Origin of the sequence: Pseudomonas sp. p21 (assembly GCF_001642705.1) — a bacterium.
Lineage (GTDB): Bacteria > Pseudomonadota > Gammaproteobacteria > Pseudomonadales > Pseudomonadaceae > Aquipseudomonas.
The window spans coordinates 511,335-536,654 of the sequence record NZ_LWBV01000002.1; the positions used below are offsets into that span (position 1 = coordinate 511,335).

Below are 25,320 nucleotides of genomic sequence, written 5' to 3' on the forward strand. Positions count from 1 at the left end.
AGGTTCCTTACAGGTCAGACGGTCGCGGCGCGTTGGCGCCAGGCTTGGGAGCGGCGCAGCAGGCCGCGTGAGGCTGCGGCCAGCAGCAGTGAAGCGCCGGCACTGGTCAGCAGGATCAGGGTGGACATGGCGGCGGCACCACCGACGTTGCCGGCGTCGTCCATGTTCAGCACGGCGACGGCAGCCAGGATGGTGTCGGGGCTGTACAGGAAGATCGCCGCCGACACGGTGGTCATCGCCGAGACGAACAGGTAGCGAATGATGTCCAGCAGCGCCGGCTGGCAGATCGGCACGGTCACCCGCAGGAAGTGCCTGTACAGCGGCGCCTTCAGCGACAGCGCGGCGGCCTCGAATTCGCCGTCGAGCTGGCGCAGGGCGGTGCTCGCGGTCATCTGCGCGGTGGTCAGGTAGTGGGCGATGGTGCACACCACCAGCAGCCCCATGCCGCCGTAGAACACATGCAGCGGGTTGCCGTTCAGGTTGAAGAAGAATACGTAACCCAGGCCCAGCACCAGGCCCGGCACGGCCATGGGGATGAAGCTGAGCAGGCGCAGCGCCTGGTTAAGCAGGCGTTGGCCCTGGGTCTTCTCCATCAGGTAGGCGCCGGTGAAGATCACCATGCTGCCGATCAGCGCGGTGCCGATGGCCATGGTCACGCTGTTGCGGTAGGCCAGCCAGCCGCCACCGGCGGTGTCCTCGAACATGTAGTGACGCAGCGACAACGCCAGGTTGTAAGGCCAGAAGGAGACCAGCGACGAGTACACCGCCATGCCGATCACCAGCAGCAACGCCGCGCACACCAGCAGCACGATGGCCAGGAAGCAGGCATCGCGACCGCGTGATGGCTTGGGCTCGAACACCTGGGCACGGCCGCTCATGGCCTCACCCTGGCGCCGGCGCAGCCAGGCATCGACGGTAAAGCTGAACAGCGCCGGCAACAGCAGCACCATGCCGATCAGCGCGCCACGGCCGAACTGTTGCTGGCCAACCACCGCCTTGTAGGCTTCCAGCGCCAGCACCTGATAATCGCCACCGACCACGACCGGTACACCAAAATCGGTGATAGTCAGGGTGAAGACCAGGCAGAACGCCGCGAACACCGCCTGGCGGGTGGCCGGCCAGGTGATGCTGGAGAACGCCCGCCAAGGGCCGGCACCCATGCTGGACGCCGCGTCGAACAGGCGTGCATCGGCCAGCGACAGCGCCGACAACAGGATCATCAGGGCATGCGGGAAGGTGTAGATGGCCTCGCCCAGCACAATCCCCCAGAAGCCATAGATGTTGTCACTGAGCAACCCGCGCAGCAGCCCCTGGTTACCGAACAGGTAGACCAGGGCGATGGCCGGCAGCATCGACGGTGCCAGCAGCGGCAGCAGCGAAATCCCCCGCCACAGGCCCTTGGCCGGAATCAGCGTGCGTTGCAGGGCATAGGCGAACAGGTAGGCCAGCGGTACCACGATGGCCGCCACCGTGAAGGCCACCGACAGGCTGTTGCCCAGTAACCAGTGGAAGTTTTCACTGGCGAACAGTTCGCGGGCCGCCAGCAGGCCGCCACCCTGGCCCGCTTCGGCACTGAAGCCGCGCCAGAAGATTGCCAGCAGCGGCAGCAGCACCGCCAGCACCAGAAGGATCAGCAGCAGGCTCTTGCCGCCGACGACGAACAACCGGTCACCCAGGGCGACGCCAGCACGCGGCGCGGCTTTGGCCTGGCTCAACGGCAGGGACATTGGCGCGGCCATCTCAGGCAAACACCTGCAGGCGCTGCGGCGGCAGCGCCACCCAGATGTCCTGCGAGCCCAGGCGCGGCATGGCCTCGGGGGCCAGCTCCGCCAGCAGTGCATGGCCTGGCAGGGCCTTGAGCTCGAAGCTCATACGGCAGCGGTTACCGAGGAAGGTGATTTCACGGACCCTGGCCGGGAACAGGTTTTCTTCGTGCACCACCGGGTTGACCGTGATCGCCTCCGGGCGGCAGAACAGCCGGCCGCTGCTGGCCTGGGCCGAACCCGGCGCCAGGCGCATGTTCATGCCGCCAACCTGGGCATGGCTGTCGCTGCTGCGCTGGAACGGCAGCCAGTTGCCCTGGCCGACGAACTCGGCAACGAACGGCGTGGCCGGCTGATCGTAGATTTCCTGCGGGGTGGCGTACTGCTCGACCTGGCCGTTGTTCATCACCGCAATGCGGTCGGCCATCAGCATGGCTTCGTCCTGGTTGTGGGTAACCATCAGCGTGGTGATACCCAACTGGCGCTGCAACTGGCGCAGTTCGGTGCACAGGTGCTCGCGCACCCGGGCGTCCAGCGCCGACATCGGCTCGTCGAGCAGCAGCAAAGACGGCGACGGTGCCAGCGCGCGGGCCAGGGCCACACGTTGTTGCTGGCCCCCGGAGAGCTGGCCTGGGTACTTCTTCTCACTGCCAGAAAGGCCTACCAGTTCAAGCATTTCGGCCACCCGCTGGCGGGCCTGCTCACGACCACTGCCGGTCAGGCCGTAGGCGATGTTGGCTTCGACGGTGAGGTTGGGGAACAGCGCGTAGGACTGGAACAGGATGCCGTAGTCACGGGCCTGGGGTGGCAACTCGGAGATGTCGCGCTCGCCGATGTACAACGTACCCCGGTCCTGGCGCTCCAGGCCGGCGATGCAGCGCAGCAGCGTGGTCTTGCCACAGCCGGACGGGCCGAGCAGGCACACCAGTTCGCCGGCGGCGATGTCCAGCGAGACATCGTTGAGCGCCGTGAAGGCACCGAAGCGCTTGTGGATGTTGCGCACTGTCATCTGTGCGCCGGGGGTGGTGTGGTTCATGGCTGGGCCTCATCGAAGAGATGGGGGCCATGCTAGGAAGGCTGTGCGAAGGTTCTGTGGCTTTGGGGCAAAAGCGGGTGATAGTGGTATAGGCAGATTTTGTATTGGCCTGAGAGGGCCTCTTCGCGGGCTTGCCCGCTCCCACAGTGATCGCGCCGCACCTGAAGGCTGCGCAGTACCTGTGGGAGCGGGCAAGCCCGCGAAAAAGCCAACACAAATCTAGAAGTGCGAACCGGCCACTTCCTGCGCAACCCCAAGGAAGGCCGCCGGCAACCGGGCCTGGCGCCTTTCCTTCAGGCAATACAGGTACTCATGCATCACCGGCGCGTTCTCCAGCGCCAGCACCCGCAACTCAGGGTTGTGCGGCACCTCGTGCCGGGCGATCACGCTGATGCCGATATTGCGCAGCACAGCCTCGCGGATCGACTCCCGGCTGCCAATTTCCAGCAAGGCCCCGGCCTTCACCCCGGCCTCCTGCATCATCTGCTCGGTCAGCTTGCGTGTGGTCGAGCCCTTCTCGCGCATCAGCAGGCAATGCCCGGCCACCACCTCGATCGATACCGTCTGGCGATGGGCCAACGGGTGGTTGCGATGCACCGCCACCACCAACGGGTCAGTCCCCAGCACCCGCCGCACCAGCCGGGCATCTTCCACCAGTTGCGACGAAGCGGCGATATCCACCCGGTAGTCCTCGAGCATCTCCAGCACCTGCTGCGAGTTGCCGATTTCCACCGCCACTTCCACCTGCGGCAGGCGTTCGCGGTAGATCTTCACCAGGTCGAGAATGTAGTAAGGCGCCGTTGCCGCAATGCGCAGGCTGCCCTGGGCCTTGCCGCTGTTGCGCAGTTCGAACTCGATGTCGGCCTCCTGCTGCAGCAGTGCCTTGACCATCGGCAGCAGGCGCACACCCTCCTCGCTCAGCACCAGGCGACGCCCGCCGCGGTAGAACAGCTCTACGGCGTACTGGCCTTCCAGGTTGCGGATCTGCGTGGTCACCGTGGGCTGGCTGAGCCCGAGCTTCTTCGCCGCCAGGGTGATGCTGCCCAAACGGGCCACCATGTAGAAGGCTTTCAGCTCCGAACTCAGCATGCACGTCCTCTATTTGCGCAACAGGCGCAAGCCGTTGAACACCACCAGCAGGCTCACGCCCATGTCGGCAAACACCGCCATCCACATGGTGGCCATGCCGGCAAAGGTGATCGCCAGGAATATCGCCTTGATGCCCAACGCCAGAACGATGTTCTGCATGAGGATCGCCGCACTTTGGCGCGACAGCCTGACGAAGGCCGGGATTTTCCGCAAGTCGTCGTCCATCAGCGCCACATCGGCAGTCTCGATGGCGGTGTCGGTACCGGCCGCCGCCATGGCAAAACCGATCTCGGCGCGGGCCAGCGCCGGGGCGTCGTTGATGCCGTCACCGACCATGCCCACCCGATGGCCCTGTGCGTACAGGGCTTCGATGCTCTTGAGCTTGTCGGCAGGCAGCAGGTTGCCTTCGGCGCGGTCGATACCCACCACAGTGGCGATGGCCTGGGCGGTATGTGGATTGTCACCGGTCAGCATGACAGTCTTGATGCCCAACGCGTGCAGCTCGGCGATGGCCTGGCGACTGCTTTCCTTGACCGTGTCGGCCACGGCGAACAGCGCCAACGGGCCGGAGCGGTCGAGCAGCAGCACCACGGTCTTGCCCTGGCGCTCCAGCGCATCCAACTGGGCCTCGAGCTCAGGCGAGCACAGCCCCAGCTCCTCGACCAGACGGTGGTTACCCAGGTGGTATACCTCACCCGCGATGGTGCCGCGCACGCCACGCCCGGCCAAGGCGGCGAAGTCATCGACCTCGCTCAAGGCCAGACCTTGCTCCTTGCCGAACTGGGCAATGGCACGGGAAACCGGGTGGTCCGAACGCTCGCCCAGGCTGGCGGCCAGGGCTTGCGCGCGGCCTTCGAACAGCGGCTCCAGTACCTTGGCGTCGGTCTGCACCGGCTTGCCGTGGGTGATGGTGCCGGTCTTGTCCAGGGCCAGGAAGTCCAGCTGGCGCCCGCCTTCCAGATACACGCCCCCCTTGATCAGGATGCCCTTGCGCGCGGCGGCGGCCAGGCCGCTGACGATGGTCACCGGGGTCGAGATCACCAGGGCGCATGGGCAGGCCACCACCAGCAGCACCAGGGCGCGATAGACCCAGTCGAACCAGGCGCCGGCCATGAACAGCGGCGGTATCACCGCCACGGCCAGGGCAATGGCGAACACCACGGGGGTGTAGATGCGCGAGAAACGGTCGACGAAACGCTGGGTAGGCGCCCGCGCGCCTTGCGCTTCCTCGACCGCCTTGATGATCCGCGCCAGGGTCGATTGCCCGGCAGCGGCGGTAACGCGAAACTCCAGCGCCCCCGCCTGGTTGATGGTGCCGGCGAACAGCTTGTCGCCCACAGCCTTCTCCACAGGCAGGCTTTCGCCGGTGATCGGCGCCTGATCGACGCTGGATTGCCCGTTGGTCACTTCACCGTCCAGGCCAATGCGTTCGCCGGGGCGTACCCGCACCAAGGCACCGATGGCCACCTCCCGCACCTCAACTTCCCGCCACTGGCCATCGGCCTGGCGCACGGTGGCCATGTCGGGGGTGAGCTGCATCAGGCCACCGATGGCGTTGCGCGCGCGGTCCAGCGAGCGGGCTTCGATCAGTTCGGCAACGGTGAACAGCACCATCACCATGGCCGCTTCCGGCCATTGGCCGATCAGCACCGCGCCCGTCACGGCAATGCTCATCAGCGCGTTGATGTTGAGGTTGCGGTTTTTCAGGGCGATCCAGCCCTTCTTGTAAGTACCCAGGCCACAGCCAAGGATCGCTGCCAGCGCCAGCGCCGCCACTACCCACTCCGGGGCCAGCGCGGCAAAGTGCACGATTTCGGCGGCGATCGCGGCAATACCGGACAGCACCAGCGGCCACCAACGGGTCTTGACCACTTGTGGTGCGCTCTCGGTGCCATCGTCTGCGGCGCCAAGCGGCTCGGCTTTCATGCCCAGGCTGTCAATGGCCTGCTCGATTTCGGCGGTGCCACGCAGGGTGTGGCGCACGCCAAGAACACGGTTGATCAGGTTGAACTCCAGCTGCTCGATGCCAGCCAGCTTGCCCAGCTTGTCCTGGATCAGGGTCTGCTCGGTCGGGCAGTCCATGGCCTCGATGCGGAAACGGCTGAACTGGGCGTGGCTGCTGGCCTTTTCGCTCAGCTGGACCAGGGCTGGCGCAGCAGCGCCGCCACAGCAGCTGTGGGCGTGATGATCGTGCTTGTGTTCGTGACTGACAGGCTGGTTCATGGGGTCATCCTTAATTTGCGCCTGTTGCCAAGTGAACACCCTGTAGCCACTATAGGGTCAAGCCACTTGCTGGAGAATTTCGTGATGAAGATCGGAGAACTGGCCAAAGCCACCGACTGCGCGGTGGAAACCATCCGCTACTACGAGCGTGAACAGCTGCTGCCGGAACCGGCGCGTAGCGACGGTAACTACCGGGTGTACACCCAGGCCCACGTCGAACGGCTGACCTTCATCCGCAACTGCCGCACCCTGGATATGACCCTGGACGAAATCCGTAGCCTGTTACGCCTGCGCGACAGCCCCGACGATTCGTGCGGCAGCGTCAATGCGCTGATCGACGAGCATATCGAGCATGTGCAGGCACGGATTGATGGGTTGGTCGCGTTACAGGAACAGCTTGTGGAGCTACGGCGGCGCTGCAATGCACAGGGGGCTGAGTGCGCGATCTTGCAGCAACTGGAGACGAACGGGGCGGTATCGGTGCCGGATACCGAGCATTCACATGTGGGGCGAAGCCACGGGCATTGAGCCAAAACCATTCGCGGGCATGCCCGCTCCCACAGGGACCGCACAAGGCTTGGCCCTGTGGAGTACCTGTGGGAGCGGGCGTGCCCGCGAATAGGCCAGTTCAGGCAATAGCGATCTGTCAGACCGCCATCGGCGCCGTCATCGGGGCATGGTGCTCATACCCTTCCAGCCAGAAATCGCTCGGCTCGATCTTCTCCAGCCACTCCGGCTCGTACTTGCCCGTCTCGGCAAACGCCGGCACGCGGTCGCTGATCACCAGCTTCGGTGCTTCCAGCGGCTCACGCTTGAGCTGCTCGTTGAGCATGTCCAGGTGGTTTTCATACACATGGGCATCGCCGATGAAGTAGGTGAACCAGCGCGGGGTGTAGCCGGTCAGGCGGCCGAACAGCGACAGCAGCGCCGCGCCTTCGGTGAGGTTGAACGGCGTACCCAGGCCCAGGTCGTTGGAGCGGATGTAGAGGGTCAGGGAAATTTCCTTGGTCTCCACATTCGGGTGGAACTGGTACAGCAGGTGGCACGGCGGCAGGGCCATTTCGTCCAGCTGCGCGCAGTTCCAGCCGTGGAACAGGATACGGCGGCTGCCCGGGTCGTTGGCGATGGTGTCCAGGCACTGGCGCACCTGGTCGATGGCCTTGTACAGGATGACGAACGCGACGCCGTCCTCCTCGTCCTGGGCGATACGGCGGAAGCCTGCCTTTTCAGCCATTTCGATGGCCGCCGGGTTGCTCAGCGGGATGCGCTTGTAGCCCGGCCACTGGCGCCATTGCACGCCGTAGATCTCACCCAGGTCGTCATGGCCCTGGCGGAACGGGTTGGCCAGCCACTGGGCGTTCTCGTTGGCGTTCTGGTCCCAGACCTTGCAGCCCAGCTCGCGGAATTCACCGGCGTTTTTCACGCCACGCAGGAAGCCGACCATTTCGCCGATCGCTGACTTGAACGCCAGTTTGCGAGTAGTGATGGCCGGGAAGCCCTTCTGCAGGTCAAAACGCAGCATGGCGCCCGGCAGGCTGATGGTGCGGATGCCGGTGCGGTTGCCCTGCAGCGTGCCGTTTTCGATGACGTCGCGGACCAGGTCCAGATACTGTTTCATGGCTTACCTGTAGCAAAAACGGCAGGGGGATCGCCCCTGCCGTGGGATTAATCAGGCGGGTTTCGCCGTAGGCTTGCGATTATAAGCCCACCAGATCAGGCCAAGGCCAGCCAGGATCATCGGTACGCACAGAATCTGACCCATGGTCAGCCAGCCCCAGGCCAGGTAGCCAAGCTGGGCATCCGGTACGCGGACGAATTCGACGATGAAGCGGAAGATGCCGTAGAACAGCGCGAACATGCCGGATACCGCCATGGTCGGCCGCGGCTTGCGCGAGAACGCCCAGAGGATCAGGAACAGCGCCACACCTTCAAGCGCGAACTGGTACAGCTGCGACGGGTGACGCGGCAGCTGCGCCGGGTCGCTGAACGGCGGGAAGACCATCGCCCATGGCACGTCGGTGGCCTTGCCCCACAGCTCGGCGTTGATGAAGTTGCCGATGCGCCCGGCCCCCAGGCCGATCGGCACCAGTGGGGCGACGAAGTCCATCAGCTCGAAGAACGACTTGTTGTTGCGCTTGCCGAACCACAAGGCCGCCAGCATCACGCCGATGAAGCCGCCATGGAACGACATGCCACCCTTCCACACCTCGAAGATCAGCGTCGGATTGGCCAGGTACTGGTGCAGGTCATAGAACAGCACGTAGCCCAGGCGACCACCGACGATCACACCCATCGACAGCCAGAACACCAGGTCGGAGAGCTTTTCGCGCGTCCAGGTGGGGTCGAAGCGGTTCAGCCGACGCGAGGCCAGCAGCCAGGCACCGCCGATGCCGACCAGGTACATCAGGCCATACCAATGGATTTTCAGCGGCCCGATGGCCACGGCCACGGGGTCTATCTGCGGGTAAGGCAGCATGGAACTTCCTCTCGATTCAAATCAAAAAGCTGAGGCCGACACAGAACAGCAGGGCTGCGAACAGGCGTTTCAACAAACGTGGCGACAGCTTGTGCGCCAGGCGCGCGCCGAAGCGGGCGAAAAACATGCTGGTCACGGCAATGCCGACCAGCGCCGGCAGGTACACGTAACCCAGGCTGTGGGCCGGCAGGTGCTCCTCGTGCCAGCCCAGCAGCATGAAACTCAGGGCACTGGCCACGGCAATCGGCAGACCACAGGCCGAGGACGTGGCCACCGCCTGCTGCATGGGCAGGCTGCGCCAGGTCAGGAACGGCACGGTCAGCGAACCGCCGCCGATGCCGAAAATGGCCGAGGCCCAGCCGATCACCCCACCGGCACCTATCAGCGCAGGCTTGCCGGGGATGCCACGACTGGCCTTGGGCTTGAGGTCCAGGGCCATCTGCGCGGCGATGACCAGGGCGAACACGCCGATGATCTTTTGCAGCAGCGGCCCCTGGATCAGCGAGGCGGTCTTGGCACCGACACCGGCCCCAAGCAGGATACCGAGGGTCATCCAGGCGAAGATCGGCCACTGCACCGCGCCCTTGCGCTGGTGCTCAAGCACGGCGTTGATCGAGGTGAAGACGATGGTTGCCAGCGATGTACCGACTGCCAGGTGGGTCAGCACCGAGGCATCGAAACCCTGCAAGGTGAAGCTGAACACCAGCACCGGCACGATGATGATACCGCCGCCCACGCCGAACAGCCCGGCCAGCACACCGGCGCAGGCACCCAACAGCAGATAGAGCACGAATTCCATTCGTCTTCCCCGAGAAATCAATGCGGCATGGTAACGGAAGCCGGGCTCGGGGCTCTAGTGAACAGTGTGTCAGGATGGATCCTCCCCGCCGCTGTGGGTACAGTGGCTAAAAACCCAGAGGCCCGACCGATGTGCCTGATCGTATTCGCCTGGCGGCCGGGGCATGCCCTGCCGCTGATCGTGGCGGCCAACCGCGATGAGTTCTATGCCCGCCCCACCCAGGCCCTGGCGGTCTGGGAGGATGCACCTGGGGTATATGCCGGGCGCGACCTGGAGGCCGGCGGCACCTGGCTGGGCGTGGGCCCGCAGGGGCGGTTCGCGGCGCTGACCAATATCCGCGACCCGGGGCAAGCGCAGGGCCCGCGCTCGCGGGGCGAGCTGGTGGCGGCGTATCTGCAGGGTGAGCTGGGGGTCGAGCCTTACCTGGACCAGGTGGCCAGCCACAGCAGGCACTATTCGGGGTTCAACCTGCTGGTGGGCGACGGGCGGCAGCTGGGTTATCTGCATGCCCGGGACGCGGCGCCGCGCCTGCTGGAAGCCGGGGTTTACGGGCTTTCCAATGCCGGGCTGGATACGCCGTGGCCGAAGCTGGTGAAGGCGCGTAGTGGGCTGGAAGGATTGCTGGAAACACCGGAGCCGCAGCGCTTGCTGGCGTTACTGGCCGATGCCGAACCGGCGCCGGAGGGCGAGTTACCAGACACGGGCGTTGGGTTGGCGACCGAGAAGCTGCTGTCGAGTGTGTTCATTGCCAGCCAGAACTACGGGACGCGGGCGAGTACGGTGCTGATTGTGGATGATCAGGGAAGAAGGCGGCTGGTTGAGCGCAGTTTCGGGCCCTTTGGTGGGCACTTGGGGGAAGTTGAGCTTTCGGTCTGAGCACTGTGCTGGCCTTTGTGGGAGCGGGCCCGCCCGCGAACACCGGCGAAGCCGGTGCCATACACCGAGTCGCCTGCTTCGCGGGCACGCCCGCTCCCACAAGCCCGCGAAGAGGCCGGAACAGGCCACCTCATATTCAGAGGGTTTTATTGGCCCCGGGCCCGATCATCCGCGCCAACCCCAGGTTCTTCAGGGCCAATTGCAGCGAGCTGTGGATAACCTGCGGGTTGTCATGGCTCAGGGCCTCGGCCAGCAGTTCCTTGGCTTTGCCCAGGTTGATCTGGCGCAGCATCCACTTAACCTTCGGCAGGTTGGTGGCGTTCATCGACAGGCTGTCGAAGCCCATCGCCATCAACAGGATCGCCGCCGCCGGGTCACCAGCCATCTCGCCGCAGATACTCACCGGCTTGCCTTCGCCATGGGCGTCGCGCACCACCGTGTTCAGCGCCTGCAACACCGCCGGGTGCAGGTAGTCGTACAGGTCGGCGACCCGCGGGTTGTTGCGGTCCACCGCCAGCAGGTACTGGGTCAGGTCGTTGGAACCGACCGACAGGAAGTCCACCTGCCGCGCCAGCTCCTTGGTCTGGTACACCGCCGCAGGAATTTCCACCATCACGCCAACCGGCGGCATCGGCACATCGGTGCCTTCATCACGCACCTCGCCCCAGGCGCGGTGGATCAGGTGCAGTGCCTCTTCCAGCTCGTGGATGCCGGAAATCATCGGCAGCAGGATGCGCAGGTTGTTCAGCCCCTCGCTGGCCTTGAGCATGGCGCGGGTCTGCACCAGGAAGATTTCCGGGTGGTCGAGGGTGACGCGGATGCCGCGCCAGCCGAGGAACGGGTTTTCTTCCTTGATCGGGAAGTACGACAGCGACTTGTCGCCACCAATGTCGAGGGTACGCATGGTCACAGGCAGTGGGTGGAAGGCCGCCAACTGCTCGCGGTAGATGGCCAGCTGCTCCTTCTCGCTGGGAAAGCGCTGGTTGATCATGAACGGCACTTCGGTGCGGTACAGCCCTACCCCTTCGGCACCGCGCTGCTGGGCACGGGCCACGTCAGCGAGCAGGCCGGTGTTGACCCACAGCGGCATGCGGTGGCCGTCCGGGGTAACGCACGGCAGTTCGCGCAGGGCATCCAGGCCCTGGGCCAGCTGGCGCTCCTCCTCGACCACGTCGCTGTACTGCTTGCGCAGCACTTCGCTGGGGTTGGTGAACACCTCGCCCTTATAGCCGTCGACGATCATCTCGATGCCGTCGACCTTGGAATACGGCAAATCGACCAGGCCCATCACCGTGGGGATGCCCATGGCGCGGGCCAGGATGGCGACGTGGGAGTTGCCCGAGCCCAGGACCGAGACCAGGCCGACCAGCTTGCCTTCCGGCACTTCGCCGAGCATCGCCGGGGTCAGCTCTTCACTGACCAGAATGGTGTTGTCGGCATACACCAGCGACTGTGCGCGGGCCTCCTGCAGGTAGGCCAGCAGGCGCCGGCCAAGGTCCTTGACGTCGGAGGCGCGCTCGCGCAGGTAGTCATCGTCCATCAGCTCGAAGCGGTTGACGTGCTCGCCCACCACCTGACGCAGGGCGCCCTGGGCCCACTGGCCGGTCTTGATGACTTCGGTCACCTCACCGCCCAGAGCCGCGTCTTCGAGCATCATCAGGTACACATCGAACAGTGCACGCTCTTCCGGGCGCAGTTGGGTGGCCAGCTTGGCCGACAACTTGCGCATATCGTCGCGCACACCTTCGAGGGCGTTCTGGAACAGGTTCAGTTCGGCGTCGATGTCATCGACGGTCTTGTCCGGTACCACTTCCAGGTCAGCCGGCGGCAACATCACCACGGCGCGCCCTACGGCTGCGCCAGGCGAGCCCGGTACGCCGACGAAGCGCGCTTCCTGGATGCCCTTGCCCTGGCGGCCCAGGCCACGGATCGAGCCGGTGGCCTCGGCATGGGCGATAACCCCGGCGAGCTGGGCGCTCATGGTGACCAGGAAGGCCTCTTCGCCCTCGTCGAACTGGCGGCGCTCCTTTTGCTGTATGACCAATACCCCGACCACACGGCGGTGGTGGATGATCGGCGCACCGAGGAAAGAGGCGAATTTTTCTTCGCCGGTTTCGGCAAAGTAGCGATAACGCGGGTGGTCGGCGGCGTTTTCCAGGTTCAGCGGCTCTTCCCGGGTACCGACCAGGCCGACCAGGCCTTCGTTGGGGGCCATGCTGACCTTGCCGATGGAACGCTTGTTCAGGCCTTCGGTGGCCATCAGCACGAAGCGGTTGGTTTCCGGGTCGAGCAGGTAGACCGAGCAGACCTGGCTGCCCATGGCCTCCTTGACACGCAAGACAATGATCCCCAACGCCGACTTGAGATCTTTGGCGGAGTTTACTTCCTGGACGATCTTGCGCAGCGTATTGAGCATGGCTCGGGGTCGAACTCCGTCGTCAGTCGCGCGTCAGCAGACGCGGTGCTAGCTCTTTCAGGGCGCGTCGGTAGACCTCGCGCTTGAATGTCACAACCTGGCCCAGCGGGTACCAATAGCTGACCCAGCGCCAGCCGTCGAATTCCGGCTTGCCGGTCAGGTCCATCCGCACCCGTTGTTCGTTGCTGACCAGACGCAGCAGGAACCATTTCTGCTTCTGGCCGATGCACAGCGGCTGGCTATGCGTACGCACCAGTCGCTGGGGTAAACGATAACGCAACCAGCCCCGGGTGCAGGCAAGAATTTCCACATCATCGCGTTCAAGGCCAACTTCTTCGTTCAGCTCGCGGTACAGGGCATCTTCCGGCGTCTCGTCAGGGTTGATGCCACCCTGTGGAAACTGCCAGGCATCCTGGTTGATCCGGCGAGCCCATAGCACCTGCCCGGCATCATTCGTAAGAATGATCCCGACATTGGGGCGAAAACCATCCGGGTCGATCACGGCAGCAACCTCGCAAACGCATGTCACCGCATTGTTCCACAAAGCTTGCGAGCGCAGCAACGCGCCCGCCAAGCTTATGTGCAGCCGCGTGAAAACTCCGTATTCTGCCGGCCTACCCTGTGGCTGATGCGAGTGACCTCGATGCGCCTGGCTTTATTCGACCTGGACAATACCCTCCTCGGTGGCGACAGCGACCATGCCTGGGGTGACTACCTTTGCCAGCGCGGCATCCTCGACCCGGTTGCCTACAAGCAACGCAACGATGGCTTCTACCAGGACTACCTGAACGGCACCCTGGACCTGCAGGCCTACCTGGCCTTTTCCATGGAAATCCTTGCTGCAACACCGTTAGCCCGGCTAGACGAGTTGCACCGCGACTTCATGCGCGACTGCATCGAGCCGATCATCCTGCCCAAGGCGCTGACCTTGCTGCAGCAGCACCGCGAGGCCGGCGACCAGCTGGTGATCATCACCGCCACCAACCGCTTCGTCACCGCACCGATTGCCCGGCGCCTGGGGGTTCGCGTGTTGCTGGCGACCGAATGCGAGACGCGTGATGGCCGCTATACCGGGCGTAGTACCGATATACCGTGTTTCCGTGAAGGCAAGGTGACGCGACTGGAACGCTGGATGCTGGAGAACGGCTTTGATCTTGAGGACAGCTACTTCTATAGCGACTCGATGAACGATTTGCCGTTGTTGCAGCGGGTGGCGCATGCGGTAGCGGTGGATCCCGACCCGAACCTGCGGGCGGAGGCCGAGAAACGTGGGTGGCCGGTGGTTTCGCTGCGGGATTGAGCTTTTCCTGTAGCGGCCTCTTCGCGGGCATGCCCGCTCCCACAGGGGCCACCACAACCCTGGAAGGCTGCGCCGTACCGGTGGGAGCGGGCGCGCCCGCGAAGAGGCCGCCACATACAGCCCAAGGCTGTCAGACCGGCTTGGCGCCCATAAGCCCGGCAATGGACAGGAAGCAAACCCCACTGAACACCGCCAGTGCCAGGGTAAAGCGCAACCCCACCACCTCGGCCTTGCGCAGCCGGTTCAGCCGGATCAGCAGCCACCACACGGCAAACGCGCCCAGCGTATAGATGACACTGGACGCCAGCACCCAGGTCTGTCCCAGCGGCCAACCCACCAGATGTACCAGCCACCAGCCAGTGAACGGCATGCTTACCAGGCACAGGCCCATCACCAGCCAGACGAACAACAGCGGCCGACGCAGCAGCTTGGCATATGCCTCGGCATCGCCTTGGCGGCGGGCACGCACGGTCCACAGCGCCAGGCCCAGAGCGCCCAGCAGCAGGAGCGCGGTGGCGATGATGTGCAAGGTTTTGAGGGTGGTCAGGTGTTCCATGTCTCGGTTGTCCTTAAGCAGGCCATTTTATGCTGGCTTCTTCGCGGGCTTGCCCGCTCCCACAGGGATGTCACAGGCCCTGAGGCCTGCGCAGTACCTGTGGGAGCGGGCAAGCCCGTGAAAGCGCCATCAGCCCCAGCTTAGCCGCTCAGCCCAGGAACAGCTTGTAAGCCGGGTTGTCTGTCTCGTCCCAGTACGGGTAGCCGATCTTCGCCAGCGCCGTCGGCACCAGGTGGCGCTCGTCCTCCGGTACCTGCAACCCGGCCACCACGCGGCCGTCAGCCGCGCCATGGTTGCGGTAGTGGAACATCGAGATGTTCCAGCGCCCGCCCAGCTTGTTGAGGAAGTTGAACAGCGCCCCCGGCCGCTCGGGGAATTCGAAGCGCAGCACCATTTCGTCACTGGCACCAGCCGAATGGCCGCCGACCATGTGGCGAATATGCAGCTTGGCCAGCTCGTTATCGGTCAGGTCGGTAACCGGGAAGCCCTGATCGGTCAGTTGCTGCACCAGCGCCGCCCGCGGGTCGTTTTCCGGGTGGGTCTGCACGCCGACGAAGATATGCGCCTCGTCGGAGGTGTGCTTGCGGTAGTTGAACTCGGTGATCTGGCGCTTGCCGATAGCCTCGCAGAAGGCCTTGAAGCTGCCTGGGCGCTCGGGAATGGTCACGGCGATGATCGCCTCGCGCTTTTCACCCAGCTCGGCACGCTCGGCCACATGGCGCAGGCGGTCGAAGTTGACGTTGGCACCGGAATCGATGGCCACCAGGGTCTGCCCGGTCACGCCGTACAACTCGACGTACTTCTTGATGCCCGCCACGCCCAGGGCACCGGCAGGTTCGGTGATCGAGCGGGTATCATCGTAGATATCCTTGATCGCCGCGCAGATCTCGTCGGTACTGACGGTGACCACTTCATCCACATGATGGCGGCAGATATCGAAGGTGTGCTGGCCGATCTGCGCCACCGCCACGCCGTCGGCGAACAGCCCGACCTGCGGCAGCACCACACGCTCACCGGCCGCCATGGCCGCCTGCAGGCAGTTGGAATCGTCCGGCTCGACGCCAATCACCTTGATTTCCGGGCGCAGGTACTTCACGTAGGCAGCAATGCCGGCGATCAGGCCGCCGCCGCCCACCGGTACGAAGATCGCGTCCAGCTGGCCAGGGTGCTGGCGCAGGATTTCCATGGCCACCGTGCCCTGCCCGGCGATGGTGTGCGGGTCGTCATAGGGGTGGACGTAGACGAAGCCCTTTTCATCGACCAGTTTCAGCGAATAGGCCAGCGCCTCGGGGAACGAGTCGCCATGCAGCACCACCTTGCCGCCCCGCGAACGCACGCCTTCGACCTTGATCTCCGGAGTGGTCTTGGGCATCACGATAGTGGCCTTGATGCCCATCTCGCGTGCGGCCAGGGCCAGGCCCTGGGCATGGTTGCCGGCCGAGGCGGTGACCACGCCACGGGCCAGTTCTTCCGGGGTCAGTTGGGCCAGTTTGTTGTAGGCCCCGCGGATCTTGAACGAGAACACCGGCTGCAAGTCTTCGCGCTTGAGCAGAATCTGGTTGCCCAGGCGCTTGCTCAGTTGCCCGGCGCTCTGCAGCGGGGTTTCGACCGCAACGTCGTAGACGCGCGAGGTGAGGATCTTCTTGACGTACTGTTCGAGCATCGGGAAAGCATCACTGGGCCGCGGGACAAGGGCTGGGAGTCTACCCCAGCGCTACGTCGGGCGACCACAGCAAAGCCGCCCGAGCCGTTATACTAGGCTCTTTTCAAAACCGCCCTGCCCCTCTCGGAGCCCGCATGACCCAGGACCAACTCAAACAGGCCGTCGCCCAGGCCGCTGTCGACTTCATTCTGCCCAAGCTGGATGAAAAGAGCGTCGTCGGCGTCGGTACCGGTTCGACCGCCAACTTCTTCATCGACGCCCTGGCTCAGCACAAGACTGCCTTCGACGGCGCGGTCGCCAGCTCCGAAGCCACCGCCCAGCGTCTGAAGGGCCATGGCATCCCGGTCTACGAGCTGAACAGCGTCAGCGAGCTGGAGTTCTACGTAGACGGCGCCGACGAGAGCGACGCGCACCTGAACCTGATCAAGGGCGGCGGCGCGGCCCTGACCCGCGAGAAGATCGTCGCCGCCGTGGCCAAGACCTTCATCTGCATCGCCGACGCCAGCAAGCTGGTACCGGTGCTGGGCGCCTTCCCGCTGCCAGTCGAAGTGATCCCGATGGCCCGCAGCCACGTGGCGCGCCAGCTGGTCAAGCTAGGCGGCGATCCGGTGTACCGTGAGGGTGTGGTAACCGACAACGGCAACGTGATCCTCGATGTGCACAACCTGCAGATCACCAACCCGGTGGAGCTGGAAGCGCAGATCAACGCCATCGTTGGCGTGGTGACCAACGGCCTGTTCGCGGCGCGCCCGGCGGATTTGCTGCTGCTGGGTACCGCTGAAGGCGTGAAGAGCCTGAAGGCCGAGTAACCTGCGGCGAGGGCTTCGCCCTCGATTCGCAGCACAAGGCTGCTCCTACAGGGGTACGCGATTTCCTGTAGGAGCAGCCTTGTGCTGCGAATGGGCTGCAAAGCAGCCCCACCTGCTCAATCCGCCGGCTGTTTGAACACATAGAACAGGTTCGGCTCACTGACCAGATAGATGGTCCCCGCCTCATCCATCGCAATCCCCTCCGCCTGCGGCACCGTCGCCTGCAACCCCTGGAACCCCTTGCGCAACGACAAGGTACTCAGCGGCCGGCCCTCCACATCCAGTTCCAGCACCAGCCGCGACTCGTCCGAAAGCGCCAGCAGGTGCCCGCTGCGCTCATCGAACTGCAAGCTCGACAGGTCCCGCACGAACAGGCGCGAATCGCGCTTGCGGTCCTGTACCACATGCACCGCATAGGGCTGCTCCGGGTTGTCGTGCGGGAAGCCATGCACCTCGTAAATCAGCATCGGGTCACGCTCCTTGGCCACGAACAGGCGCTTGCCCGCCGAATCGTAGGCCAGCCCCTCGAAGCCCTTGTTACCGTTCAGGCCAATGCCCAGGGTCAGCTGCTCGGCATCGCCGGCATCGAGGAACATCGTGTCGTCCTCCAGCCGCACGCGAATCAGCCGCTGCTGACGCTCGTCGGTAATCACATAGCTATTGGGCCCGACGTACTCCACGGCTTCCGGGTCGCCGAAGCCGGTCAGCGGCACCCGGCGCAGGATGCGGCCGTCCAGCGACAGCTCGATCAGTTCCGAGCGGGCATTGGTGACGGTAAACAGGGTCTTGCGGTCAGGGTCGTAGGTCAGCGCCGAAATGTCGTCATCCAGCCCTTCGACCGGCTGCGCCTCCACCACTACCCGGTAACGGTCCAGGCCGATGCTCTGCTCGGCTGGCTGCCACCAGGCCTTGAGGTTGAACCAGCCACGCTCGAACAGGCGGAACTCCTGCCCGGCCAAGCCGAGCAGGAGCAGGCCGATGACAGCCAAAGCAAGGAACAGGCGGACAAAACGACGCATGAGGGCAGACTCGACATGGGGGTGGCGAATCTAACCATGAGCAACTGAAATAAAGCTTAATGCCAGCATCCGAAACGTCGGATATTGGGGTCAGTTCTTTCTGAAGCGATAGAACAGAGCCGGCTCGCTGACCATGTACAGGTTGCCCTTGTCGTCCATGGCCACCCCTTCGGCACGCGGGATGGTGCCTTGCAGGCCGTTGAAACCGCCCAGCAAGGTCATGAAGCTGACTTGCTGGCCCTGCTCGTCCAGCTCCAGCAGCATGTTGGAATCCGCCGAAAGTACCAGCAGGTGGCCGGTGCGCGGGTCGACGCTCAGCGCCGAGAGGTTGCGCAGGTCCAGTTCATCGCTGGGCAACGGCTGCTTTTCGCCCGTGAGCGGGCTGCGGCCATCGGTGTTCCAGGTGTACAGCTTGGGCGGGCGCTCCTCGCCGATGACCAGGCGCTGGCGCAGCGGGTCCCAGGCCACCGCCTCGAAGCCCTTGTTGCTCTTCACCGACTGGCCCAGGTCGTGGCTCTGGAAATCATCATGGTTCAACGCGGTGGTCTGCGCATCCACCTTGACCACAGTCAGGTCGTGCAGGCGCTCGTCGGTGATTGCCAGATAGCCGTCTTCCAGCACGGCGACGCCTTCCGGGTTGTTCCAGCCGTTGAGCGGGATCTTGCGCAGTACATCGCCATCCAGGCTCAGTTCGACCAGGATCGGGTTCTTGCCCATGACCGCGAACAGGGTGCGGGTACGCGGGTTGAAGGCCACGTCCGAGGCTTCATCGTCGTCCATGCCTGGCAGCGGCTTGGCATCGATATCCACCTGGTAGTCCGGCAGCCATACGCTTTCGCTGCGCTCGGCGGTGCTTTCGAAGCTTTCCTTGACCCATAGCGCACCGCGGTCATCCCAGTGCATGGCTACGGCCACGCCATAGCCGATTACCGCTGCCACGGCCAGGCCGAAGGGCCAGCGCAGGAAGAAACGACGCTTGGGGGTTGCCGGGGCGCTGGTGGGAGATGGCATGCGGGGTTCCTGGGTAAATGGGCGTAGATCCGCGCATTATCCGTATGGGGTGTGAAAAATCGGTAAACAGGACCGGCCTCTTCGCGGGCATGCCCGCTCCCACAGGGGTATCACAAGCTTCAGGCCTGTGGAGAACCCTGTGGGAGCGGGCGTGCCCGCGAAGAAGGCAACCCGGTCTTGAATCAGAGCACCCGGCTTTCGAAGCGGCTCACACCCGGCAACTCAAGCACCAGTTCGTCACCGACATTGAACGGCCCTACGCCCGCCGGAGTACCGGTGAGGATCACATCCCCCGCCTGAAGCGAGAAATGCGCGGCCATGTACTGGATCATCGGCACGATCGGGTTGAGCATCATCGCGCTGTTACCGTCCTGGCGCACTTCGCCGTTGACGGTCAGGCGCACCGGGATGTCGGTCACGTCCTCGAAGCTGGCGGCCGACACGAACGGCGGCAGTACGCAGGCGCCGTCAAAGCACTTGGCCAGCTCCCATGGCAGGCCCTTCTCTTTCAGCCTGGCCTGCACATCGCGCAGGGTCAGGTCCAGCGCCGGGGCATAACCGGAAATGGCATCCAGCACCTCTTCCTCGCTCGGATGAGTCGACAGCGGCTTGCCCAGCAGCACGGCAATTTCGGCCTCATAGTGCACCGAACCGCGCTCGGCCGGGATCTTGAAGCCACCTTCAGCCGGCACCACGCAGCTGCCCGGCTTGATGAACAGCAGTGGTTCGGTGGGGATCGGGTTGTCCAGTTCCTTGGCATGCTCGGCATAGTTACGGCCAATGCACACCACCTTGCCCAGCGGGAAGTGAATGCGCGTGCCGTCTACGTACTGGTGCTGGTAACTCATGGCCGACTCCTCTGGATACTGCTTTCTATTCAGGTGCGAAGATCTTACCCGGATTCATGATGCCGTTAGGGTCGAACACGGCCTTTATTGCCTTCATGCAGGCGATTTCTTCGGGCGAGCGGCTGTAGCCCAGGTAGTCGCGCTTGGTCATGCCCACGCCGTGCTCGGCCGAGATCGAGCCGTTGTAGCGTTTGACGATATCGAACACCCACTTGTTGACCTTGGTGCACGAGGCAAAGAACTCATCCTTGTTCATGTGCTCGGGCTTGAGGATGTTCAGGTGCAGGTTGCCGTCGCCAATGTGGCCGTACCACACCACTTCGTAATCCGGGTAATGTTCGGCGACGATGGCATCGATATCGCGCAGGAACGCCGGCACTTTCGACACGGTGACGGAAATGTCATTCTTGTAGGGGGTCCAGTGCGAGATGGTTTCCGACAGGTACTCGCGCAGTTTCCACAGGTTTTTCAGCTGGGTCTCGCTCTGGCTCATCACCCCGTCCAGCACCCAGCCCTGCTCGACGCAGTGCTCGAAGGTGGCCAAGGCTTCGTTGCCCACCTCCTCAGTGCTGGCCTCGAACTCCAGCAGCGCATAGAACGGGCAGTCGGTCTCGAACGGCGCCGGCACGTCGCCACGCGCCAGGATCCTGGCCAGGCCCTTGTCGGAGAAGAACTCGAAGGCGGTCAGGTCCAGTTTGCCCTGGAAGGCATGCAACACCGGCATGATCGAGTCGAAGTCAGGGGTACCCAGCACCATCGCAGTGAGGTTGCGCGGTGCACGGTCCAGGCGCATGGTGGCCTCGACCACGAAGCCCAGGGTACCTTCGGCGCCGATGAACAGCTGCCGCAGGTCGTAGCCGGTGGCGTTCTTGATCAGGTCCTTGTTCAGCTCCAGCAGCTCACCCTTGCCAGTGACCACTTTCAGCCCGGCCACCCAGTTGCGGGTCATGCCGTAGCGAATCACCTTTATCCCGCCAGCATTGGTGCCGATATTGCCGCCAATCTGGCTGGAACCGCTGGAGGCGAAGTCCACCGGGTAATACAGGCCCTGCTCTTCGGCACAGGCCTGCAACTGGCGGGTAATCACCCCTGGCTGGCAGACCACGGTGCGGTCGACGGCGTTAAAGCCGAGAATCTGGTTCATGTAGTCGAAGGCGACCACCACCTCGCCATTGGCCGCCACGGCGCCTGCGGAAAGCCCGGTACGCCCGCCGGACGGCACCAGCGCCACCTTGTGCATATTGGCCCAGCGCACGATCGCCTGCACCTGCTCCACCGTCTTGGGGAAGACGATGGCGCTGGGCGCCGGTGGGTAATGCTTGGTCCAGTCCTTGCCATAGGCTTCCAGGGAAGCTGCGTCGGTCAGGACCTTGCCAGGGTCGACAAGGGTCATCAGTTCGTCAATAACAGCGGGGTGGGTCATCGCTGGAACTCTCGACTTATTCATAGTCACCCTGAGCACTCTTCACCTGTCGGGATAAGCTCAGATTGTGTCGCGTATGCTAGCATAGCCCTCCCGCTGTTCATGCTAAGGCTGCCTTCGCGCCTGGCATCACCCTCGCCATTTTTTCTCCGGGATACAGGTTTACGCAGATGAGCAAGACTTCTCTCGACAAGAGCAAGATCCGGTTCCTTCTTCTTGAAGGTGTGCACCAGAACGCGGTCGATACCCTCAAGGCCGCCGGCTACACCAACATCGAATACCTCACTGGTTCGCTGCCGGAAGCCGAGCTGAAGGAAAAGATCGCCGATGCCCACTTCATCGGCATCCGTTCGCGCACCCAGCTGACCGAAGAGATCTTCGACTGCGCCAAGAAACTGGTCGCCGTTGGCTGCTTCTGCATCGGCACCAACCAGGTTGACCTGGAAGCTGCCCGCGAGCGCGGTATCGCCGTGTTCAACGCGCCATACTCCAACACCCGCTCGGTAGCCGAACTGGTACTGGCCGAAGCCATCCTGCTGCTGCGCGGCATCCCCGAGAAGAACGCTTCCTGCCACCGTGGTGGCTGGATCAAGAGCGCGGCCAACTCCTTCGAAATCCGCGGCAAGAAGCTGGGTATCGTCGGTTACGGCTCGATCGGCACCCAGCTGTCGGTCCTGGCCGAAAACATGGGCATGCAGGTGTATTTCTACGACCCGCTGACCAAGCTGCCACTGGGCAATGCCGTGCAGGTCACCAGCCTGAACGAGCTGCTGGGCCTGGCCGACATCGTTTCGCTGCACGTGCCTGAGCTGCCATCCACCCAGTGGATGATCGGCGAGAAGGAAATCCGCTCGATGAAGAAGGGCGCGATCCTGATCAACGCCGCCCGTGGCACCGTGGTCGAGCTGGACCACCTGGCCGCCGCCATCAAGGACCAGCACCTGATCGGCGCCGCCATCGACGTGTTCCCGGTCGAACCGCGCTCCAACGACGAGCAGTTCGAAAGCCCGCTGCGTGGCCTGGACAACGTGATCCTGACCCCGCACATCGGTGGTTCCACCGCCGAAGCCCAGGCCAACATCGGCCTGGAAGTGGCCGAGAAGCTGGTCAAGTACAGCGACAACGGTACCTCGGTGTCCTCGGTCAACTTCCCGGAAGTTGCCCTGCCGGCGCACCCAGGCAAGCACCGCCTGCTGCACATCCACGAAAACATCCCGGGCGTACTCAGCGAGATCAACAAGGTCTTCGCCGAGAACGGCATCAACATCTCCGGTCAGTTCCTGCAAACCAACGAGAAAGTCGGTTACGTGGTGATCGACGTTGACGCTGAGTACTCCGACCTGGCGCAAGAGAAGCTGCAACAGGTCAAGGGCACCATCCGTTCCCGCGTCCTGTTCTAAGTTCGCTGGCGACATGAAAAAGGGAGGCCCTGGTGGCCTCCCTTTTTTTTGCCTGTGAAATCGACGTCGCCTGCTTCGCGGGCTTGCCCGCTCCCACAGGGCGCCACAAGCTTCGAAGCCAGTGGTGATCCTGTGGGAGCGGGCAAGCCCGCGAAGAACCCAACACCTATTTCACGTCGACAGTAATCTTCTGCGACACGACGCTCGGCTTGAACGGCACGTGATACTGGTCACCCAGCACCAACTGCAGGGTGTGCTTGCCCGGGGTCAGGGTAATGCTGGTTTCGGTCTGCGCCTTGCCGAAGTGCAGCACCTGCGGGCCCGCCGGCAGCGCGGTGCCGCTCTGTGGCATCTGGCTGACTGGCAGCGCCATGTCGGCCATGGGTTCCTTGTCCACATCCACCAGCAGGTGGTGGTGCCCGGTGTGCGGGGTATTGTCACCCGCTGGCTTGAGCGCCATGCCCTCGATGCCAAACTTGACGGTGAAGGTCTTGTCGACCGTAGCGCCATCGGCGGGGGAAACGATGAAAACCCTGGCCTCCTTTGGCGGTTCCTGGCTCTTCAGGGCATCTGCGGCACTGGCGAACACCGACGCCCCCATCAACAGACCAGCAACGGCAGCACGCGAAAATAGGCTGTTCATTCACTTCTCCTGTGATTCACTTATTGACCGCCGCCAATATTCCAGTGGCGGCGGTGGTTCACCTTAGTTGATATGTGCGCCCAGATGTTCACATCGTCAGGCAGAAATATTTCAATCAAGGTTAAACAATGCCGAGGCTTCAAGGTCATAGGCTGCGCTCGACCACGGCGAGGAAAAAAGCCGTGGCGAAGGTTACTCATTTGCCAAAGGAGAAAGGGGCTTTCATGCGTTCGACCATAGGGGTATTACTGGCGGTACTGATCACGCCATTGGCTCAGGCCGAGCTGATAGACGAAATCGCCGACCGGGGCGAACTGCGCATCGCCGTGCAGGCCGACAACTCACCGTACGCTTTCAAGGAAAATGACCACCTGACCGGTTTCGAGATCGAGTTCGGCCAGGACCTGGCCAAGGAGCTGGACCTGCGCGCCGAGTTCATCGAAGCCCCCGCGACAGAGGTACTGCCCGGTGTCGAGAGTGGCAAGTACGACATCGCGCTGACCCCGTCGAGCGAAGCGCCCAAAGGTGACGGCCAGCTCGATGTAAGCCAGCCGTTTGGCGAGAAGCAGCTGGTGATCCCGTTCCAGAAGGACAACCCGGCGTTCGAGAGCGCGGTGAACAATGCACTGCAACGGCTCAAGGACAGCGGGCGAACTGCCGAGCTTGAGCAGAAGTGGTTCAAGGGTTTGCCTGAGACTGCGTCCGGGCAGTAAGCGCTTTATTGCCTGTACTGGCCTCTTCGCGGGCTCGCCCGCTCCCACAGGTTAATCACAGGCCCGGGAGCGGGTGCTTTCCCTGTGGGAGCGGGCGAGCCCGCGAAGAGGCCAGTACAGGTTCAAGCAGAAAACTCAATCAGAGCCTGCTGTGCCTTGTCCAGCTCCAGCTCGCTGAACACCAGCACCCCCGCCCGCCGCAGCAATGCCGTGGTCACCCCTTCCCCGGCCACCTTCACACCACTGAACGTACCGTCGTAGGTCAACCGGTTGCCACACGAAGGGCTACCCGCTTTCAGCACCGCCACGCGAATGCCGTGCCGGCGCACCAGCTCCAGCGCCCGTTGCGCCCCGGCCAAGAACTCGGCGCTGACATCCTCGCCCGTCACCGTCAGCACCTGCGCGCCACCGTCGAGCACCTCACTACCCTGCCCGCCCGGTATCTCTGCAGGCGGCCGTGGTGTCGGCAAGCCACCGGCCACTTCCGGGCACAACGGCACCACGCGCCCTTCGGCCTGCCAATGCTGCAAAAGGTCGGGGTAGCCACTGGCGCGGCCGTCATAGCGCACTGGCTGCCCCAGCAGGCAGGCGCTGACCAGCACCTTGGGCAAGTCAGAACGGGTCATTGCCACGGCGCCGGAACCACCCGGTCAAGGAAAGCCGCTCACGCCCGGCCGGCAGCACCTCATGGGGCACCTCGCCCGACAGGAACACCACCAGGCAGCCCGCTACAGGCTGTACATCGTGCTCGACACCGCCCGCCAGGAACATGCGCAACTGGCCGCCGTCCTGCGGCTGCCAGCCTTCATTCAGGTAGAGCACCGCCGACACCATGCGCCGGTCATCGTCGCGGAAGCGGTCCAGGTGCCGGCGATAGAACGCCCCCGGTGGGTACAGGGCAAAATGGCACTCGAAATCCTCCAGGCCCAGGAACAGGCCCTGGTTGATGGCCTGGCGCAGTTGGTCCATGGCGGCCAGGTACTGGTCGCAGGCCTCGGCCTGACCGGGGTCGATCCACTGGATCTGGTCGCCGCGGATGGCCTCGCGTACCTCCTGGGCAGCACCGCGCCCAACCCCCGCGGGGTTGAGTTCGCCTTCGGCATCACGGCGCCGGCACTCGGCCGCCAGCGCGCGCACCAGGTCGGCAGGCAGAAACAGCGCCTGCTGGGACCAGCCATGGGTGGCCAGATCGTCGACGACGGCCGCAAGCATCGGGTGTTCAGGGGAGATGTGCATGGCGCGCATCATATCCATTAG

24 protein-coding genes are annotated in these 25,320 nt (G+C 63.9%); 6 read left to right on the plus strand and 18 right to left on the minus strand.

Annotated elements, in window-relative coordinates:
• Positions 1-14: 14 nt before the first annotated feature.
• From A4C63_RS07260 to A4C63_RS07275, 4 genes are all read right to left on the minus strand, one after another.
• Positions 15-1,739, minus strand: a complete 1,725-nt coding sequence (locus tag A4C63_RS07260; protein ID WP_063912102.1) for a putative 2-aminoethylphosphonate ABC transporter permease subunit — start codon at positions 1,737-1,739, stop codon at positions 15-17.
• A gap of 1 nt (position 1,740) precedes the next feature.
• On the minus strand, positions 1,741-2,799 hold the full coding sequence (locus tag A4C63_RS07265; RefSeq protein WP_063912103.1) for a putative 2-aminoethylphosphonate ABC transporter ATP-binding protein: 1,059 nt from the start codon (positions 2,797-2,799) through the stop codon (positions 1,741-1,743).
• Positions 2,800-3,018: 219 nt separating this feature from the next.
• Positions 3,019-3,888 (minus strand): LysR family transcriptional regulator, encoded by an 870-nt coding sequence (locus tag A4C63_RS07270; protein ID WP_063912104.1) that lies wholly within the window; start codon positions 3,886-3,888, stop codon positions 3,019-3,021.
• A 9-nt stretch (positions 3,889-3,897) separates the two neighbouring features.
• Positions 3,898-6,111, minus strand: coding sequence for a heavy metal translocating P-type ATPase (locus A4C63_RS07275; RefSeq protein ID WP_063912105.1), 2,214 nt, complete (start codon positions 6,109-6,111; stop codon positions 3,898-3,900).
• 84 nt (positions 6,112-6,195) lie between these two features.
• On the opposite strand from A4C63_RS07275, the gene cadR reads away from it, so the two are divergent.
• Positions 6,196-6,639, plus strand: a complete 444-nt coding sequence (gene cadR, locus A4C63_RS07280; RefSeq protein ID WP_063912106.1) for a cadmium resistance transcriptional regulator CadR — start codon at positions 6,196-6,198, stop codon at positions 6,637-6,639.
• Between the two features lie 118 nt (positions 6,640-6,757).
• Here cadR and A4C63_RS07285 read toward each other — a convergent pair whose 3' ends face one another.
• From A4C63_RS07285 to A4C63_RS07295, 3 genes are read right to left on the minus strand one after another with little or no spacing between them, the layout of a single operon-like run.
• On the minus strand, positions 6,758-7,729 hold the full coding sequence (locus A4C63_RS07285; protein ID WP_063912107.1) for a thymidylate synthase: 972 nt from the start codon (positions 7,727-7,729) through the stop codon (positions 6,758-6,760).
• Between the two features lie 51 nt (positions 7,730-7,780).
• Positions 7,781-8,587: a prolipoprotein diacylglyceryl transferase gene (gene lgt, locus A4C63_RS07290; protein WP_063912108.1), complete on the minus strand. Its 807-nt coding sequence runs from the start codon at positions 8,585-8,587 to the stop codon at positions 7,781-7,783.
• Between the two features lie 16 nt (positions 8,588-8,603).
• Complete coding sequence (locus tag A4C63_RS07295; protein ID WP_063912109.1) at positions 8,604-9,386, minus strand: sulfite exporter TauE/SafE family protein; 783 nt, start codon at positions 9,384-9,386, stop codon at positions 8,604-8,606.
• Between the two features lie 129 nt (positions 9,387-9,515).
• Between A4C63_RS07295 and A4C63_RS07300 the strand changes: the two genes are divergently transcribed.
• The gene (locus tag A4C63_RS07300; RefSeq protein WP_063912110.1) at positions 9,516-10,262 is read left to right on the plus strand and encodes an NRDE family protein; all 747 of its coding nucleotides are present in this window, start codon (positions 9,516-9,518) and stop codon (positions 10,260-10,262) included.
• A 136-nt stretch (positions 10,263-10,398) separates the two neighbouring features.
• Here A4C63_RS07300 and ptsP read toward each other — a convergent pair whose 3' ends face one another.
• Positions 10,399-12,678, minus strand: a complete 2,280-nt coding sequence (gene ptsP, locus A4C63_RS07305) for a phosphoenolpyruvate--protein phosphotransferase (RefSeq protein WP_063912111.1) — start codon at positions 12,676-12,678, stop codon at positions 10,399-10,401.
• Between the two features lie 22 nt (positions 12,679-12,700).
• Positions 12,701-13,180: an RNA pyrophosphohydrolase gene (locus A4C63_RS07310; protein ID WP_003249017.1), complete on the minus strand. Its 480-nt coding sequence runs from the start codon at positions 13,178-13,180 to the stop codon at positions 12,701-12,703.
• Between the two features lie 141 nt (positions 13,181-13,321).
• Between A4C63_RS07310 and A4C63_RS07315 the strand changes: the two genes are divergently transcribed.
• Positions 13,322-13,978, plus strand: coding sequence for an HAD family phosphatase (locus A4C63_RS07315; protein WP_063912112.1), 657 nt, complete (start codon positions 13,322-13,324; stop codon positions 13,976-13,978).
• 130 nt (positions 13,979-14,108) lie between these two features.
• On the opposite strand, the gene A4C63_RS07320 is transcribed toward A4C63_RS07315, so the two are convergent.
• Together A4C63_RS07320 and ilvA are read right to left on the minus strand one after the other, a co-directional pair.
• Positions 14,109-14,534, minus strand: coding sequence for a DUF2269 domain-containing protein (locus tag A4C63_RS07320; protein WP_063912113.1), 426 nt, complete (start codon positions 14,532-14,534; stop codon positions 14,109-14,111).
• A gap of 148 nt (positions 14,535-14,682) precedes the next feature.
• Complete coding sequence (ilvA, locus tag A4C63_RS07325; protein WP_063912114.1) at positions 14,683-16,197, minus strand: threonine ammonia-lyase, biosynthetic; 1,515 nt, start codon at positions 16,195-16,197, stop codon at positions 14,683-14,685.
• A gap of 134 nt (positions 16,198-16,331) precedes the next feature.
• On the opposite strand from ilvA, the gene rpiA reads away from it, so the two are divergent.
• Positions 16,332-17,006, plus strand: coding sequence for a ribose-5-phosphate isomerase RpiA (gene rpiA, locus A4C63_RS07330; protein WP_063912115.1), 675 nt, complete (start codon positions 16,332-16,334; stop codon positions 17,004-17,006).
• Positions 17,007-17,122: 116 nt separating this feature from the next.
• On the opposite strand, the gene A4C63_RS07335 is transcribed toward rpiA, so the two are convergent.
• The 4 genes from A4C63_RS07335 to A4C63_RS07350 form a co-directional block, all read right to left on the minus strand.
• On the minus strand, positions 17,123-18,025 hold the full coding sequence (locus A4C63_RS07335) for an SdiA-regulated domain-containing protein (protein WP_063912116.1): 903 nt from the start codon (positions 18,023-18,025) through the stop codon (positions 17,123-17,125).
• A gap of 90 nt (positions 18,026-18,115) precedes the next feature.
• The gene (locus A4C63_RS07340; RefSeq protein ID WP_063912117.1) at positions 18,116-19,036 is read right to left on the minus strand and encodes an SdiA-regulated domain-containing protein; all 921 of its coding nucleotides are present in this window, start codon (positions 19,034-19,036) and stop codon (positions 18,116-18,118) included.
• Between the two features lie 182 nt (positions 19,037-19,218).
• The gene (locus tag A4C63_RS07345; RefSeq protein WP_063912118.1) at positions 19,219-19,884 is read right to left on the minus strand and encodes a fumarylacetoacetate hydrolase family protein; all 666 of its coding nucleotides are present in this window, start codon (positions 19,882-19,884) and stop codon (positions 19,219-19,221) included.
• 25 nt (positions 19,885-19,909) lie between these two features.
• The gene (locus A4C63_RS07350; RefSeq protein WP_063912119.1) at positions 19,910-21,307 is read right to left on the minus strand and encodes an FAD-binding oxidoreductase; all 1,398 of its coding nucleotides are present in this window, start codon (positions 21,305-21,307) and stop codon (positions 19,910-19,912) included.
• Between the two features lie 170 nt (positions 21,308-21,477).
• On the opposite strand from A4C63_RS07350, the gene serA reads away from it, so the two are divergent.
• The gene (serA, locus tag A4C63_RS07355) at positions 21,478-22,707 is read left to right on the plus strand and encodes a phosphoglycerate dehydrogenase (RefSeq protein WP_063912120.1); all 1,230 of its coding nucleotides are present in this window, start codon (positions 21,478-21,480) and stop codon (positions 22,705-22,707) included.
• 166 nt (positions 22,708-22,873) lie between these two features.
• Here the strand turns inward: serA and A4C63_RS07360 are convergent, their stop codons facing one another.
• Positions 22,874-23,350, minus strand: coding sequence for a DUF4399 domain-containing protein (locus A4C63_RS07360; protein WP_063912121.1), 477 nt, complete (start codon positions 23,348-23,350; stop codon positions 22,874-22,876).
• A 224-nt stretch (positions 23,351-23,574) separates the two neighbouring features.
• Here A4C63_RS07360 and A4C63_RS07365 point away from each other — a divergent pair, with 224 nt between their 5' ends.
• Positions 23,575-24,063 carry an ABC transporter substrate-binding protein gene (locus A4C63_RS07365; RefSeq protein ID WP_063912122.1) on the plus strand — a complete coding sequence of 163 codons (489 nt, stop codon included), beginning with the start codon at positions 23,575-23,577 and terminating at the stop codon, positions 24,061-24,063.
• A gap of 122 nt (positions 24,064-24,185) precedes the next feature.
• Here the strand turns inward: A4C63_RS07365 and A4C63_RS07370 are convergent, their stop codons facing one another.
• Entirely contained in the window at positions 24,186-24,689 is a 504-nt protein-coding gene (locus tag A4C63_RS07370; protein ID WP_063912123.1) for a DUF523 domain-containing protein, read from the minus strand.
• Positions 24,676-25,308, minus strand: a complete 633-nt coding sequence (locus A4C63_RS07375; protein ID WP_063912410.1) for a 2OG-Fe(II) oxygenase — start codon at positions 25,306-25,308, stop codon at positions 24,676-24,678. Before A4C63_RS07375 ends, A4C63_RS07370 begins: the two co-directional genes overlap by 14 nt.
• Positions 25,309-25,320 lie beyond the last annotated feature (12 nt).